The organism is Candidatus Accumulibacter propinquus (assembly GCF_056856495.1).
This window is the reverse complement of record NZ_JBSEHC010000003.1, coordinates 2,130,897-2,147,293: the sequence shown is the minus strand read 5'-3', so window position 1 is coordinate 2,147,293 and position 16,397 is coordinate 2,130,897. Positions and strand designations below refer to the sequence as shown.

The following is a 16,397-nucleotide window of genomic DNA, read 5'->3' as shown; positions in this document are numbered from 1 at the left end:
CGGGAGGATCGTCGCTTGGCTCGCCTCGGTACCGCCACTTCCCGGCTGCCGCATTCCAGGATTCCTCGCACCCCTCGTCACCACATGATATCCTATCCACCAGGTTAGGATAAAACAAGATGACACCCCTCTGATGCGCGCAGGGAAACCGAAAGCGGACGAGAGCAGCCGCGAATTCAAAGCCATCACCAAACACTTGCAAGGAGCACCCCATGACTGAGTTCTCGACCCTGCTGCAGCAGGGCAATGCCTGGCTTTTCGTACCCAGCGCGATCCTGCTCGGCGCCCTGCACGGCCTTGAACCCGGCCACTCCAAGACCATGATGGCGGCCTTCATCGTTGCCATTCGCGGTACGGTGACACAGGCCGTCCTGCTCGGACTGTCGGCAACGATTTCCCACACGGCGGTGGTCTGGGCGGTAGCGATGGCGGGCCTGTACTTCGGACGCAACTGGAATGCCGAGGTGACCGAATCCTACTTCCAGGTGGCGTCGGGCGTGCTCATCGTTGGCGTAGCCGGCTGGATGATGTGGCGAACGTGGCGGCAGCAGCACGCCGCACATGCCCATGAGCACGACGAACACGACCACCATCATGATGAGAGCAAGCGCATCGATACAGGCCACGGAGTCGTCCGGCTGGACGTCTTTGAAGAGGGAGTGCCGCCGCGCTTCCGGCTGTTTCGCGAAAGCCGGCACGGCCACTTGTGGACAGCCGAACAGGTGAGCGTTGAGACGGAACGGGCAGACTGCAGTCGCCAGCGCTTCAGCTTCGTGCAACGCGATGGCTTTGTCGAGTCGGAGCAGGAGATTCCCGAGCCGCACGAGTTCGTTGCCCGCCTGCGCCTGGGCGATGAACACCACAGCCACGACTATGACGTCGAGTACGTCGAGCACGCGCACCATCATCATGCGATCAAGGACTACGAGGGCCTGGATGTGTCGGCGCCGGGCTACCAGGACCCGCATGAACTGGCCCACGCCAACGACATTCGGCGCCGTTTCGCCAACCGCGAAGTGACCACCGGTCAGATCGTCATCTTCGGCCTGACTGGCGGGCTGATTCCCTGTCCTGCCTCCATCACCGTGTTGCTGCTCTGCCTGCAACTGAAGGAGATCGCGCTCGGTGCCGCCCTGGTCCTGTGTTTCAGCATTGGTTTGGCGCTGACGATGGTGGCGTCTGGCGCACTGGCTGCCCTGAGCGTGCGGCACGTCTCCAGTCGTTGGAGCGGCTTCGGTGAGTTCGCGCGCAAGGCGCCCTACTTTTCAGGCGGGTTGATCCTCCTGGTTGGTCTCTACGTCGGCTACCAGGGCGTGTCGGCCATGCTCCGATGATATCAATCAAGTGCGGACGTCAGCGATCAGGCCGGCACGGCCACAGTGAACGCGACAGCGAAAACCTCGGCTACCGGCATGACGGCGCAAAATGCCGCCAGTGCAATTGACCGACGTAGCGTCGGACTGTAGAATGCGCCCTTTCTCGGGGCGTAGCGCAGCCTGGTAGCGCATCTGCTTTGGGAGCAGAGGGTCGTGAGTTCGAATCCCACCGCCCCGACCAGTGGCACAGGCAGTCGTTGTTGATGCATCAAGATGCGGTACCGGCGGCAGGCAGTAGCCAGGAAACGTCGCACTCGCGCCCGTAGCTCAACCGGATAGAGCACCGGCCTTCTAAGCCGGGGGTCGTGAGTTCGAGTCTCGCCGGGCGCGCCAGAGTAATGGCGGTGTTAGCTCAGTTGGTAGAGCACTGGATTGTGATTCCAGTGGTCACGGGTTCGAATCCCGTACATCGCCCCAACCCGAGAGAATGTAGGAAGTGTGCAGGGATTTGTCACTTGTCAGCAGCTTTCGCCTCCTTTCACGGCATAGAATCGACTCCACCCGCAGCACAAGAGACCCTCGGCCCTTTGCGGTCGTTGATCTCTCGCATCATTGGCCAGGCCGCGAGCAGACTGTTGTTTGACGAAGTGGCCACGTGCCCTTGCTCGCAGCTCGGCAAGGTTTCGGGACGGCTTGCGACGCTCACCTGCTCAAAGCCGGGATCGCAGTCGTCGTTGATGGCGATCGCCCAGCGCCGTTCCCCTTCGCCCTGTCGTCGCCACCGCTTCGGCTGCGTACGCGTGTCCCGCAAGACCGGCAATGAAGCGCCGGTTGCCCAATGTCTGGGCAGACTGGCTGCGCTGTCGGTGAGTGGGCACCTACCCAACAAGAAATCAGGAACCATGGAACCATGACCAGGCGAGTTGCCGTCACCGGTTATTCCTTCAGGTTGCCGGGGACGACTCCCGGACGCTATTGGCAAGACCTGCTCGAAGGTCGCAATCTGGTCAGCGAGGTCGATCCCCAGCGCTGGGAGCAGGACACCTTCCTGCATCCGAACAGGAACCACCCGGGAACGAGCTACACCTTCGCGGCTGGATCGATCGGGGAGATTGCCACGTTCGATGCGGGCTTCTTCGGCATTTCGCCACGCGAAGCGGCACTGATGGATCCACAGCAGCGCTTGCTGCTCGAGATGAGTTGGGAGGCCATCGAGAATTCGGGCATTCCGCCGTCCAGCCTGCGCGGTAGCCGCTGTGGCGTCTACATCGGCATTGCCAGCGCAGACTATTCCTATCGTATGGCCGACGACCTCGCCGTCGTAGACTCGACGTCCGCCACTGGCAATACCGCCAGCATTGCCGCCAACCGGATTTCCTACGCCTTCGACCTGCGTGGCCCGAGCATGGCGATCGATACCGCCTGCTCGTCGTCGCTGGTCGCCTTTCACCAGGCGTGTTGCTCGATTCTTTCCGGAGAAAGCACGCATGCGCTCGCTGGTGGCATCAGTCTGCATCTGCATCCGTATGGTTTTCTGGTTTTTTCCAAGGCGTCGATGCTCTCGCGGCGCGGTCGATGCAACGTCTTCGACGCCGCCGGCGACGGTTACGTCCGCTCCGAAGGCGGCGGCGTCTTCTTCCTGAAGGATCATGCCCAGGCGCTGGCCGATGGCGACCCCATCCTGGCAGTCATTGCCGGCTCGGTGGTCAACACCGACGGCCGCAAGTCCGGGCTGACCGTGCCCAGTGCCGAGGTCCAGGCGGCCCTGCTCGAAGAGGCCTACGCACGGGCGGGCATCGATCCAGCGGCCATCGACTATCTCGAAGCGCATGGCACCGGCACGGCGGTAGGCGACCCGATTGAAACCTTCGCCATTGGGCAAGCGCTGGGCAAGCGCCGACCCGCCAGCGAGCCGCTACCGATCGGCTCGGTGAAGAGCAATATGGGGCACCTCGAAACGGCCTCCGGCGTCGCCGGACTGGTCAAGGCGCTGCATTGCATCCAGCACCGCGTCGTCCCGGCGACCATTGGTGTGAACATCGTCAATCCCAATATCAAGCTCGCCGACTGGAACCTGGACCTGGTGACCAGCAACCGCGAACTGCGGAAAGCCGGGAAGCTCATCATCGGCGTCAATTCGTTCGGTTTCGGCGGCGCCAACGCCCACGTCATCCTCGAAAGCCCTAGCCTCGCCCAGACGAGCCTGCGCGAACCAGCATCCGCCACACCGCTGCCGCTCATCATCTCGGCGCGTGACAGCACCGCCCTGCAGGCGGCAGCACGCGAGTTCGCCGACTTTCTGAGCGCGCAATCGGCAGACGCCTGCTACGACATCGCCTACAGCGCGGCCTTCCATCGCGAATGGCACGAGCAGCGGGCAGTCGTCTATGGGAGCGAGCCACAACTCATCGCCGAGGCGCTGCGCGACTTTGCCGAGGGGAATTCCGAACAGGCGACAGTCGAGACGGGAAGCGCCTTGCCTGCGTCCGCCGGACCTGCCTTCATCTATTCAGGCAACGGTTCGCAATGGGCGGGTATGGGCCAACGTCTGCTGGCAGAAGACCCGCTGTTCCGGGCAACGATCCGGGAAGTCGACGCACTCTTCCAGCGCCACGCCGATTTCTCGCTCGCAGACGAACTCGCCGGCAAAAATGGCACGGCACGCTATGCGTTCACCGAGGTTGCACAGCCGGCCCTGTTCGCCGTGCAGGTCGGAATCACGCAAATGCTCAGGCAATGTGGTATCACCCCTTCTGTCGTCGCCGGCCACAGCGTCGGCGAGGTTGCCGCCGCATGGGCGTCGGGCGCGTTGAGCCTCGCCGAAGCCGTCGAGGTGATCTACCAGCGCAGCCGCCTGCAGGGAACGACCAAGGGACAGGGGCAAATGACCGCGGTGGGATCGGGTGAAACCACCGTGCGCGCCCTCCTCGACGAGCTCGGGCTGGACTCCGTGTTGGCCATCGCCGGAATCAATAGTGCACGCGGAGTGACGGTCGCCGGTCACCCGCAGTCGCTCGCCCGCCTTGAGTCAGTACTCGCCGAGAGGCAGATCGTGCACAAGCGGCTCGATCTGGACTACGCCTTCCACAGTCCGGCCATGGACAGCATCGAAGACGGGATCAGGCAGTCCCTGGCGCAACTCCGTCCGCACACGACGTCGCTGCCTTTCCACTCTACGGTCAGTGCCGGAATACTGAGCGGCACCGACCTCGGTGCCGAATACTGGTGGCACAACATTCGCCAACCGGTACGCTTCGAGCAGACGATCGGCGGCATCATCGACAGCGGAATCAACCTGTTCATCGAAATCGGACCGAATCCGGTTCTGCGAGGCTATCTTAATGATTGCCTCAAGGACCACTCGGTCGAGGGCCGCGTGCTGGCGACGGCGATCCGCGGGGATGATTCGCCAGCACGCATTCGGGCGGCCGGCAGCCAGGCGCTGATCGCCGGCGGACAAGTCGATTGGCCAGTCTTCTTTCCCCGTCGCGGTCGATTCGTCCCGCTACCCAACTACCCCTGGCAGCGGGAGCGCCATTGGCACCCACTGACTGTGGAGTCGATGGGGCTGATTTATCGGCGCAAGCTGCACCCGCTGCTGGGCTATCCACTGCCGCAACACGATCTAACCTGGGAAAACCAGTTCGACACCCAGCTCTATCCGCTGCTTGCCGACCATGTCGTTGGCGAAGCGACCGTCTTTCCGGGTGCGGGCTTTGCCGAAATGGCACTGGCCGCCGCCCTGGCCACGCATCCTGGCGAAATCGCCGAGATCGAGGAACTTGAAATCCGTTCGCCGCTGCTGCTCGGCGATGAGCGCTCGATGGTGATCCGCTCGCATATCGACGCGCAGGACGGCAGCCTGACGATCCGCAGCCGGGAACAACTCGGCAGTGATCCATGGGCATTGCACAGCGTGGCACGGGTACGGCGCGAAGCTCAACACACGCTGCTGCGCGAGTGCGCCCCGGTGCTGCCCACCCGCGCACCGGACTTTGACGCCGCCAGCCACGCTGCCCTGACCCGTGCCGTCGGTATTGCCTACGGGCCGGCGTTCCAGTGCATAGCGCAAGGCTGGATCGACGGGAACTCGGTATTGGCGGAATATCGGATCCCGGATCCGGTGGCGAGCCAGCTCGCGCAGGTGCACCTGCATCCAGCCCTGCTCGATGGCGCATTCCAGTTGGTCTTCGAGTTGCTGCAGGACGCCGTTGCGGCACACAACGGGCTGGCCTTTGTGCCGACGAGAATGGGACGTATCGCTTTTCGCAGCGGACTGGCGCAACCCAGATTTGCTCGGGCGACCCTGCTGAAGCGTAGTGCGCGCTCCCTGCATGCCGAGTTCTCGATCTTTGCCGCCGATGGCAGCGTCATTGCAGTGGTCAAGGATGCGCGTTTCCGCTGTATTCGCCTCAGTCGGGGTGCTGCTGATCGTCTACGCTTCCTGGCCTACCAGGCGACGCCGAAACCCCATCCCGAGGCCGCCATGGCCCGCACCAGCCTCGCTGCGGAGAGCGTCAGATCGGCGCTTTACGAACTGGTGAGACGTGCGGCGCTCAAGGGAACGCACCGTCGTTATTCCGAAGAAGTCGATCCGCTACTCGACACCTTGTGCAGTCGGTTCACCCGACTGGCGCTGCTGGGACTGGCGGGCGGCAAGGAAATTCTCTCGCAGCAGGCAGTCGAAAGCTGCCGGGAAAGCAATCCGGGCAGCGAACCCTTTCTGGCACACCTGCTCTCGCTGGCCGCCGATGATCAGGCGATCACCGCCTGCGCTGGCGGCTGGGCGATCCTGCCTGATCAGCGCGATCATTCGTCGGCGCAGGACATATGGAACAGCCTGGTCGCCGACGATCCGGATTATTTCCAGATTGTCCACTCGGTAGGACGCGTCGGCATGCATCTCCAGAAGCTGCTCGATGGCAGCGCCACCCTGGCGGCGATATGCCCGCAGGAATCCTCCCTGACCACCCTGCTGCGGCAGGTTCTGGGCGCTGCAGGCAGGCAGAAGCTTGGGCATGCCGTGCGCGATCTGATCGCCCGCGGCATGCGGGACCTGCCCGCAGGCCGGCGCCTGGCGGTCGTCGAGATCAGCGCCGGCCAGCCATCGTTCGCCATGGACGCCTGCGTGGCGATGGACTTCAATCGCGGCGATTACCTTTTCGCCAGTCCCTCGGCGGCGACACTGGAAGAGGCTGCCGGCAGACTCAAGGAGGCATTCCCAGGCATCAGCACGCATCTTCTCGGCAGCCAGCCACACACGACCGGCAGTACCTCCGCCTGTGCCATGGCCATCGTCACCCTCGATTTCGAAACGGTCGACGACGCCATCCAGGCCCTGCAGCATGCACGCCGATGTCTCGCTCCAGGCGGCTCGCTGCTCGTTGTCGGTCAGCACCCCTCGCGCTGGATTGACTTCGTATTTGGTGCCCGGCGTGAAGGCTGGCTGCGTACCGACGACGAACGCTGGATCTCCAATCAACGTCCGAGTTGTTTCTGGCAACAGCAGCTTGAAGAACTCGGCCTGGTGTGCGCCGAACCCTTCGAGTTTTCTCCCGACGCCTTTTCCGGCCCTTATGTCCTGCTCGCCCACCGCAAGGACGATGCTGGCTCGCAGGTACCGCCTCCCAGAGCGACCCTGCGGAGCTGGATTCTGTTGGCCGACCCGGACGGCTACTCGGCGCAGCTTTCCGACCGTCTGACGAGCAAGCTGCAGGCGCGCGGCGACCTGGTCATCCAGGCCGTACCGGGCAATGCCGCGCAGATCGAATCCCTGCTCGTTGAAACCACCGCGAACTACGGCGAACTCGACGGCCTGGTCTACCTGGCCGGGTTGCTCGACGAACCGGGCGAAGTCCGGCCAGAAGTCGACTTCGAGAACCAGGTCAGCCGCTGCACGACGGCAGCGCAGATTGCCCAGGCTTGCGAAGCATCGCAGACCACGACCACCTGCTGGCTGATTACGGCCAACCAGGCACGCCATCTGCTGCCGGCGGGAGGGCCTGCGGTGGCAACACCAACGGCCAGCGGTGCCTCCGATCGTGCCCTCTGGGGGTTCGGCAGGACGATGCTCAACGAAGCCTCCCATTGCCGGTTCCGCCTCGTCGATCTGGAATTGCCTCTGGCCATCGAAGCGGTGGCCACGGTGCTGGACCGGGAGTTCGAGCAGCCCGATGACGAACAGGAGGTCATTCTCACCGGCAGCGGCGAACGCTATGCACTGCGACTGCGCATCGAGCCGCGTCCCAGCGGCGAGGAACTGGCGGCGATCGAGACGCCAACCCTCTCGCTCGGTTTCCAGTTCCCGGGACAACTGCGCAATCTGCGGTGGGAAGCGCACCCCCGGCGGGAACTGAACACCGATCAGATCGAGGTCGATGTCCGGGCCACCGGCCTGAACTTCCGCGATGTCATGTACGCGTTGGGACTGCTTTCCGACGAAGCGATCGAGAACGGTTTTGCCGGACCGACGCTGGGCTTCGAGTTTGCCGGCATCGTCAGTCGCGTCGGGCGCGAGGGTGGGCAATTCAGCCCCGGCGACGAGGTGGTCGGGTTCGGGCCGTCGAGCTTCGGCAACCGCGTCGTGACCGAAGCCGGGGCGATTGCGCACATTCCCCCCGGCATGTCCTGTGAAGCTGCGGCGACGATCCCGAGCACCTTCTTTACCGTCTACTACGCCCTGCACTACCTGGCACGCCTGCAACCCGAAGAAAAGGTGCTGATTCATGGCGCCGCGGGCGGTGTCGGAATCGCTGCCATCCAGGTCGCCAAGTGGATCGGCGCCGAGATCTATGCCACCGCCGGATCGGACGAAAAACGCGACTTCCTGCGCCTGCTCGGTGTGGAACACATTTTTGACTCGCGCTCCCTGGCCTTTGCCGACCAGATCCTTGAGCAGACCGGCGGGCAGGGAGTGGACGTCGTCCTCAACTCGCTTGCCGGCGAAGCGATCAACCGGAATTTCCAGGTGCTGAAACCGTTTGGCCGTTTTCTCGAACTCGGCAAGCGCGATTTCTACGAAAATACCAAGGTCGGCTTGCGTCCGTTCCGCAATAACATCAGTTATTTCGGCATCGACGCCGATCAGTTGATGCTGGTCCACCCCGAACTGACACGCCGCCTGTTCGCCGAGATCATGGCCCTGTTTGGTGAAGGGGTTCTGCATCCCCTGCCCTACCACACCTTCGAGGCGGAAGATATTGTCGACGCCTTTCGCTACATGCAACAGGCCCGCCAGATCGGCAAGATCGTCATCACCTATCATCACGGCATTACGCGCGCGCAGCCGCCGGTGGCCGTCGGGCGCAAGTCGCTGCGGTTCCCGGCTGATGCTTCGTATCTGATCACTGGTGGCCTGCGCGGTTTCGGCCTGCGTACTGCCGAATGGCTGGCCGACAAGGGCGCACGCCACCTGATCCTGATCAGCCGCAGCGGATCTGCGTCCAGCGAAGCCAGGGCGGGCATCGAGCGCCTGCTGGAACGAGGCGTCAGGGTACATGCCGCCGCCTGTGACGTGACCAGCCGCGAAGACCTTGCCGGGTTGCTCACCGCAACGGCCAGGACCATGCCGCCGCTCAAGGGCATCGTGCATGCCGCGGCGGTAATCGACGACCGTCTGGTACGCAACATCGATTCCCAGCAGATACGCAGCGTACTGGGCCCGAAAGTCCTCGGCGCCCGCCTCCTGCATGATCTGACCTGCAACCGGGAACTGGATCTGTTCGTTCTCTTTTCGTCGGCAACCACGCCTTTCGGAAATCCTGGACAAGCCAGTTATGTCGCGGCCAATGCCGGCCTGGAAGCGCTGGCCGAGCATCGCCGCAGCATCGGCCTGTGTGCGACCTGTATCGGCTGGGGTCCGATCGACGACGTGGGTTTCCTGACACGCCACGAGAAGACCAAGGAAGCGCTCGAAAGCCGCATGGGTGGATCGGCGATCAACTCGGCAATTGCCCTCGACGCCCTCGAAGGCATGCTGCTTGCCGACCGTAGCGGACTGTCAGTCCTGGAACTCGACTGGCAGACGCTGAGTCGCTTTCTTCCCACGTCGGCGAGCCCGAAGTTTCGCGAACTGGCCTGGCACGCCGGGAATGCCGACAGCCAGGAGGACCATTCGGAGGACATCCAGCGGCTGCTGGCAGAACTCCCCGACGATGAACTACTGGCCGCCTTCATCGGCCTCCTCAAGACCGAGATCGGAGAAATCCTGCGCGTCGCCCCGGACAAGATCGATCCCAACCGCTCGCTCTACGACATGGGTCTGGACTCGCTGATGGGAGTCGAACTGATGATCGCGCTCGAAACGCGTTTCGGAATCCGCTTGCCGGTGATGGCGCTGAGCCAGAGTCCCAGCATCGCGAAACTCGCCGAACGCGTCATTCAGCAACTGCGAGGCAACGAGGAAGGCAGCGAAGAAAGCAGCGACGCTCAGGCTCGTCGCGACATCGTAGAGCGAGCCAGGCAGGTCGCCAGGCAGCAAGGCTTCGAGGCCTCCCCCGAATCGATCGCCAGCCTCGCGGACAACATCCCGTCGGCAGCAAGCACTGTCGCCGCTGGCCGGAGAAACGATTGACATGGCACGCAAGGGCTTACCAGGGCTGACCGCCCAGATCAAGGACCGACTCATCCAGCAGGCCCTCGAACGCCGGCTGCGTCAGGCCGAGCAGGGACAAGGGATGACGGTGCCGGCGCGCTCGCCGGGCGGAAGTACCGCCACCCCCGAGCAGCACTACCGCTTTGATCTGCATCCCGGCTACCAGCAGATTCGCATCATCAGCGAAGGCGCGCATCGCCTGGGCATCGACAGCCCCTTTTTCAAGCTCCACGATGGCATCGCCGGGGCGACGACGCGCATCGACGGACGCGAGTACGTCAACTTCGCAAGCTACAACTACCTCGCGTTTTCCGGCCACCCTGAGGTTGCCGCAGCGGCCCGGCAGGCCATCGACCAATACGGTACCTCGGTCTCCGCGAGCCGCCTGGTTTCCGGAGAACGGCCGGTACACCGGGAACTCGAACGGGCCATCGCCTCGGCCTATGGGGTTGACGATGCGATCACCTTCGTCAGTGGTCACGCGACCAACGTCACGACCATCGGCCACCTGTTCGGCCCCCAGGATCTGATTCTTCACGACGAACTGATCCACAACAGCGTCGTGCAGGGAATCAGCCTTTCAGGTGCCCGCCGCCTGCCTTTCCCGCACAATGACTGGGCTGCACTGGACGCCGTCCTCGGCCAGCAACGCCACCACTTTCAGCGGGTGCTGATCGTGCTGGAAGGGATCTACAGCATGGATGGCGATTATCCGGAGCTGCCCCGCTTCGTTGAGCTCAAGCGCAAGTACCGAGCCTTCCTGATGGTTGACGAAGCTCACTCGTTCGGCGTCATGGGGCGCAACGGGCTCGGCATCCGGGAGCACTTCGGACTACCCAGCGCCGACGTCGACATCTGGATGGGAACCCTGAGCAAGGCGCTGGCAGGTTGCGGCGGCTATATCGCCGGCGAGGCGGCACTGGTCGAACATCTGAAATTCCTGGCCCCTGGTTTCCTGTACAGCGTCGGCATGCCGCCGGCGATTGCCGCCGCCTCGCTGGCGGCCCTGCAGTGCCTGCACAGGGAGCCCCAGCGCGTCGCCACGTTGCAGGAACGCGGGCGTCTTTTCCTCGCGCAAGCCCAGGCCGCCGGCGTCGACACCGGCACCAGCGCCGGATTCGCCGTGATCCCGGCAATTACCGGCAGTTCGATCAAGGCGGCGCGCCTGGCGTCGGCACTTTTCGAGCGTGGCATCAACGTGCAGCCGATCCTCTATCCGGCCGTGCCCGAGAAATCCGCGCGTCTGCGCTTCTTCGTCTCCTGCGAGCACAGCGAGATGCAGATACGGCAAACGGTCGCCGCACTGGCCGAGGAACTGGCTCAGCTCTAGGCTGACGGTACTCCGGCTTTCGCCGTAGTGGCCCGGAAGAGCCCGGGAGCCTGATCGGACGCCTCGGTTGCACTCGCCCTGAACACGCCCGCCGCCTGCAGAACGAAGTCGCCGAGTTGCTCGACCTTGAGGTCACGGCGTGTTCCCACCTGCATCGGGCCATCCTTGCGCCAGATGAAGTAGTCGGTCTGCCCGTCCGGCGTGCCGATTGCCCGATACACCTCCGGCAGGATCGGCACATGATCCCCGAACCAGCACAAGCACCCGTTCCCCGGCAGGGCCGCCAGTTGCTGCCGCAGCCTGCCGGCCATACTGTCGGCGTTGCGCAGATGGCGGAGATAGATCGTCAGGTCATCACAGCCGGCGGCCGGCGCCACCGTATAGCAGCGTTCGCTGTCGCCAGGCAGCGGATCCTCAAGATGCAAGGGCCCGTGGTTCTCCATGGTGATCACAAAAACAAAAAGCGGCTGCTCCGAGGAGCCTGCCAGCAAGGAACAGACCTTCTCGGCAACCGCCAGGTCGCTGACATAAGGCCCGCTCCTCGGCGCGCCGGAAAAGCTGCGAATGTCGATGAATTCGTCGAAACCGAGTCGCGGGTACACCTTGTCGCGCGCATAAAAGCTGGCGGCGTAGGGATGCACGCAGACGGTGCGGTAGCCGCATCGCCGCAGGTAACTGGCGAGCGTGGCCAGATCCTGTCGCGCCAATCGGCGATAGGGATTGAAACGATGCACGGCCAGCGCGTCGATCGCGAGTCCGGACAGAAACGCAAACTCGGTGCGCACCGTATTGGCCCCCCAGGCCGACACCTGCAACCGTCCCTGCCACAGCGCACTCGCCTGCAAGGCGTCGAACTCGCGCAGGACATCCGTGCGGATTCCGGAAAACAGACGCCGCACATCGAAGAAGGACTCGCTCTGCACCACCACCAGATGCGCCGGATGCGCGCGAACCGGTGGCCCCGCGCCAAAGTGCTCATAGGGCCAGGAAACCTTGAAGGGCAGCAGTTCTTCCTCGCCATAACGCCACAGGGCAGCCAGCAAGCCCAATCGCCGGAGGTCAGCCGCGGCGTCGAAGCTGACGGACAGTTTCTTTGCGAGGCCCAGCCACAGCAGCAGCAGTCCGGCCAGCGCCAACCCGCCCGCGCCGGCCAGGAAGTCGATGACCGGCAGCCGGGACAGCAGCGATCGCTCGATCGCCAGGCCGCCGGTGACCGCGGCAGCGAAGGCCAGCAGCGCCAGCAGCGCCCTGCCGGCGCCCAGGAAAGGCAGATACAGGCGGGGATGCCGCAAGGCGTCGCTGAAATACTCGAAATCCTGGAACACGAACGGTTCGCGAAGGGCATGGAACTTGGCGTTGCTCACCAGAACCAGGAACAGCATCCCCGCCAACAGCGCAGCAGCGGCAAAGAAAGGGCGCTGCAGGACCAGCAGCAGACAGGAAAACAGCAGCAGCCAGAGTCCGAGGTGGATGGCCAGGGCCGCAACCGGTCGCCGCCACAAAGGCCGCGTCGGCGGCTGCAGAAGGCGCTCGATCAATAGTGAAAGCCCCGCGCCGGCCACGGCCGCCGGTGCCGCCGCCGACCAGAACGAATCAGCCACCGTAATTGAGCAGGCGCAGGATGCGCTCGGAAACCGTCGGAGGCAGCACCGACAGGAACCAGGTTCCCAGATTGAGCGGAAAAGGAAAGCTGATGCGTGCCCGGTTACGTTCCAGACCGCGCCGGATGTAGCGGGCGGCCCGCTCGGCGGACCACAGAAATGGCTTCGGACCGGGCATCGCGCGGCACATCGATGATTCCACGTAACCCGGCATGACGACGTTGATGCGGATGCCCTCGGCGGCCAACCAGCCGCGCATCGCCTCGCCATAGACCTTGAGCGCGGCCTTGCTGGCACAGTAGCTCGGCGCCACCGGCAACCCGTAAAACGCGGCCAGAGAACTGATCAGGGCGATCTGTCCCTGCCCGCGCAGGCGCATCGCCGGCAGCACCGCATTGACCGTCGCCCACGCCGCCACGACGTTCACCTCCAGCAGGTCCTGCACCTCCGGCCAGCCCTCGGCGGCGCCAGAAGGACCCACATGCGTGTTCAGGCCGGCATTGACGATCACCAGATCCAGTTGTTCCTGCGCGCAGAGCGTCCGCAGCCAGTCCGCCAGTGCCACACGGTCGCGCAGGTCGAGCACCTGCGTCAACACGCGAGCGCCACGCGTCTCGCAGAACGCCGCCAACTCCGCCAGGCGAAGCGCATTGCGTCCCTGCAGGACGAGGGTCCTGCCCGCTTCGGCATAGACGGCGGCCAGGGCACCGCCAATACCGCCGCTGGCGCCAGTTATCAGCACGCTCGCGGGGAACGCCGGCGGGCTCACAGGAGTTCATCCAGAGGCGAGCGCTCGGGCTCCAGCAGCCATGGGAAATTGTTGACTGCCATGCGAATGCCGGCTCGGCAGTAGAAACCACCATTGACCTGCGTGGTATGGATCACCGTGTTGCGAAAGCGGTAAATATACCCGGCGTACTCGACTGCCGCAGAGACCGGCGCGTGCGTCGGGTAGCGGTTGAAGAGGATCGGATTGGCGATGCCGGCCTCGTGGTAGGCCACATCATGGGCAGCGCGTATCCTAGACGGCGAGGCAACAGACTCACCGTTTCCATAGTCGGGCTGTTGTTCACCAACGCGTCGAAACCAGTCAAGGTCGTGTGGCAGCAAGGAATGACCATTCACCCCTTTGCGCTCCAGCAAAGCAGATCACCGGCAGTCTTGTAGACACGGTAACCGTCCGCCACCAATCGATCGGCCAGGCTGGCAAAGAACGGCGAGCAAACTCCTTGCAGGAACAGAAAAGAACGCTTCAAGCTACCCCAATCCCCTGCACCGCCCGCCAACTGAGGCCATTTCCAGCGTTTTCCGCGGTGGCAGAGCCCGCTCACCTGGCCGACGGTCAACCGCCTGGCTGGTGCCCGCTCGCGCCCCTACCGCCGTGACGGCCACCCTCAGCGTTTCCGGTAATTCATGCTTCATCCGGCCAATCATAACACGGCCGGCAGACCGCCCGAGTTGCCGTCGCCGGAATGATCGATGCAGTTACTGGTGTTTCGACTGCCGGTCAGTCGCCCCCGGCCGCGGCGACCGGGGTCAAACCGCCGCACACCGCCGCGGAGGGGGCTGCGACCAAACCGGCAAGCATCGTCTCAACCATGGCCCGTGCTGCGGCATTGAGGTCGAAGGCCTCGGGATGCGTCAGCCAAAGCTGGATCACGCCGTGGAAGAACGCCTGCAGCAAATGCGCCGCGAGGTTGCTGTCAGTGTCCGCTGGCAGCCGCCCCTGGGCGATCGCGCGCAGGATGATGCGCTCGACGGCGCAGACGCACTGGCGGTCCATTTCGTCCACATGCGGCGCGCCGTCGGTCGTCTGGGTCAAACGCTCCGACTTGCAGAGCAGGATTTCGAGCACGGCTCGGGTACGAGGATCTGAGGCGATCTCGCGCAAGGCCCGTACCGAAACCTCGCGCAAAGTCGCGATGGCGTCGTCGCCGTCACCATCCGCCGCCTGTTCGAGGCGGCTCTGCATCGGCAGCGTCGCACGGCTGCACATCGCGCCGAACAGCTCGCCCTTGTCACGGAAGTGCCAGTAGACGGCGCCGCGGGTGACGCCGGCGGCACTGGCCACGTCACCGAGAGTCGCACGAGTCACGCCGCTGGCGCAGAAAACACGCTCGGCGGCGTCGAGTAGCGCTTCACGGGTGGCGAGCGCCTCGTCTCTTGTCCTTCTCACCATCGATTTTTCGTCCGGAGAAACAGCACAGCTTGCGGTACGCCCATTTACAAACATTCCTGAATGTACGTAAAATTCGCTCCTTCCGCAAGTCGCGTTGCATCACAGCGCGCTGCGCTTCTCCGAGGAACCTCCATGCCCGCGCCCGCTGCCCAACCTGCCGCCCCTTTGCTATCCGTGCTGCTCCTGGCCGTTGTCGCTGCGGCCGGCTGCGGGCAGCAGCAGCCTCCCGGCGGCATGGGTGGCTTTCCGCCCCCGGAAGTGACCACGGTCAGCGTCCAGCCGGCCGCGTTCCCGGTCACCTTCGAGTACGTCGGACAGACTGCCGGCTCCAAGGATGCCGAAGTCCGCGCCCGCGTCACCGGCATCGTCGAGAAGCGGCTCTACCAGGAGGGAGCGGCAGTGCGCGCCGGGCAACCGCTGTTTCTGCTCGATGCCAAGCCATTCGAGGCCCAACTCGCTGCCGCCGAGGCCGAACTGTTGCGCGCCAAGGCCCAGAAGACGCAGGCGGACCGCGAGGCGGCGCGCCTGCGCCCGCTCGCCGAGCGCAAGGCCATCGGCCAGAAGGAAGCCGACGACGCGGCATCCGCGGCCGAGTTCGCCACGGCCGCGATCAAGGCGGCGCAAGCGAAGCTCAGCGAGGCGAAGCTCAATCTCGCCTATACCCGCGTCACCGCCCCGATCAGCGGCCTGTCGAGCCGCGCCCAGCAGTCGGAAGGCAGCCTGGCCAACGCCAATACCACGCTGCTCACCACGGTGTCGCAGGTCGACCCGATCTGGATACTGTTCAACATCTCCGAGAACGAGCAACTGCGGCTCAACAAGGCGATGGCCGATGGTCGCCTGCAACTGCCGCGCAACAATGCCTTCGAGGTTTCGGTGAAACTGTCCGATGGCTCGACCTTTCCGCGCAGTGGCCGGATCAGCTTCACCGACACGCGCGTCAACCCGCAGACCGGCACCTACGAAATGCGCGCCGAGATCGCCAACGCCGACCTGGCGCTGAAACCCGGCCAGTTCGTGCGCGTCGCGTTGAAGGGAGCGCAACGGCAGGGGGCGCTGGCGGTGCCGCAGGTCGCCGTGCTCGAAGGGCCGCAGGGCAAGTTCGTCTACGTCGTCGGCAAGGACAAGGACGGCAAGGAGATCGCCGAGGCGCGACCGGTAGTCGTCGGCGACTGGTCCGAGAGCGGCGGCAGGAACGTCTGGCTGATCGACTCGGGGCTGGCCGCGGGCGACCGTGTGATCGTCGACGGCGTGGCGCGGATCATGATGCCGAACACCCCGGTGCGCATCACGCCGGCCGGCGATGCCGGCGGCCCTCCTGCCGCTGCGCCGGCAGCCGCCGCGGCGGCGCCAGCTGCTGCGACCGGCAAGTAAGCGG

At 64.4% G+C, this 16,397-nt stretch carries 9 protein-coding genes and 3 tRNA genes; 7 read left to right on the top strand and 5 right to left on the bottom strand.

The annotated features are described in order from the left end of the window. Positions 1 to 212 precede the first annotated feature (212 nt). The 6 genes from AC15MQ_RS15630 (at position 213) to AC15MQ_RS15605 (ending at position 11,239) form a co-directional block, all read left to right on the top strand. Positions 213 to 1,334, top strand: a complete 1,122-nt coding sequence (locus AC15MQ_RS15630) for a nickel/cobalt efflux protein RcnA (RefSeq protein ID WP_287653987.1) — start codon at positions 213 to 215, stop codon at positions 1,332 to 1,334. Between the two features lie 146 nt (positions 1,335 to 1,480). Beyond that, positions 1,481 to 1,557, top strand: a tRNA-Pro gene (locus AC15MQ_RS15625). A gap of 75 nt (positions 1,558 to 1,632) precedes the next feature. Then, positions 1,633 to 1,709: transfer RNA gene (locus tag AC15MQ_RS15620), tRNA-Arg, on the top strand. 8 nt (positions 1,710 to 1,717) lie between these two features. After that, positions 1,718 to 1,793: transfer RNA gene (locus AC15MQ_RS15615), tRNA-His, on the top strand. A 433-nt stretch (positions 1,794 to 2,226) separates the two neighbouring features. Then, on the top strand, positions 2,227 to 9,888 hold the full coding sequence (locus AC15MQ_RS15610; protein ID WP_483080569.1) for a type I polyketide synthase: 7,662 nt from the start codon (positions 2,227 to 2,229) through the stop codon (positions 9,886 to 9,888). Between the two features lies 1 nt (position 9,889). Continuing rightward, positions 9,890 to 11,239, top strand: a complete 1,350-nt coding sequence (locus AC15MQ_RS15605; protein ID WP_287653985.1) for an aminotransferase class I/II-fold pyridoxal phosphate-dependent enzyme — start codon at positions 9,890 to 9,892, stop codon at positions 11,237 to 11,239. Here the strand turns inward: AC15MQ_RS15605 and AC15MQ_RS15600 are convergent. The 5 genes from AC15MQ_RS15600 to AC15MQ_RS15580 all read right to left on the bottom strand — a co-directional run bounded on the left by AC15MQ_RS15600 (position 11,236) and on the right by AC15MQ_RS15580 (position 15,019). Next, the gene (locus AC15MQ_RS15600) at positions 11,236 to 12,840 is read right to left on the bottom strand and encodes an LTA synthase family protein (protein WP_483080568.1); all 1,605 of its coding nucleotides are present in this window, start codon (positions 12,838 to 12,840) and stop codon (positions 11,236 to 11,238) included. The genes AC15MQ_RS15605 and AC15MQ_RS15600 overlap by 4 nt on opposite strands. Then, positions 12,833 to 13,609, bottom strand: a complete 777-nt coding sequence (locus AC15MQ_RS15595; RefSeq protein ID WP_483080567.1) for an SDR family NAD(P)-dependent oxidoreductase — start codon at positions 13,607 to 13,609, stop codon at positions 12,833 to 12,835. The genes AC15MQ_RS15600 and AC15MQ_RS15595 overlap by 8 nt, the downstream gene beginning before the upstream one ends. Next, positions 13,606 to 13,965 (bottom strand): hypothetical protein, encoded by a 360-nt coding sequence (locus AC15MQ_RS15590; RefSeq protein ID WP_483080566.1) that lies wholly within the window; start codon positions 13,963 to 13,965, stop codon positions 13,606 to 13,608. The genes AC15MQ_RS15595 and AC15MQ_RS15590 overlap by 4 nt, the downstream gene beginning before the upstream one ends. After that, a complete protein-coding gene (locus AC15MQ_RS15585; RefSeq protein ID WP_483080565.1) occupies positions 13,962 to 14,096 on the bottom strand; it encodes a hypothetical protein in 135 nt (44 codons plus the stop codon). Before AC15MQ_RS15585 ends, AC15MQ_RS15590 begins: the two co-directional genes overlap by 4 nt. A 251-nt stretch (positions 14,097 to 14,347) precedes the next feature. After that, entirely contained in the window at positions 14,348 to 15,019 is a 672-nt protein-coding gene (locus AC15MQ_RS15580; RefSeq protein ID WP_483080564.1) for a TetR family transcriptional regulator, read from the bottom strand. Between the two features lie 132 nt (positions 15,020 to 15,151). On the opposite strand from AC15MQ_RS15580, the gene AC15MQ_RS15575 reads away from it, so the two are divergent. After that, positions 15,152 to 16,393 (top strand): efflux RND transporter periplasmic adaptor subunit, encoded by a 1,242-nt coding sequence (locus tag AC15MQ_RS15575; RefSeq protein WP_287653980.1) that lies wholly within the window; start codon positions 15,152 to 15,154, stop codon positions 16,391 to 16,393. Positions 16,394 to 16,397 lie beyond the last annotated feature (4 nt).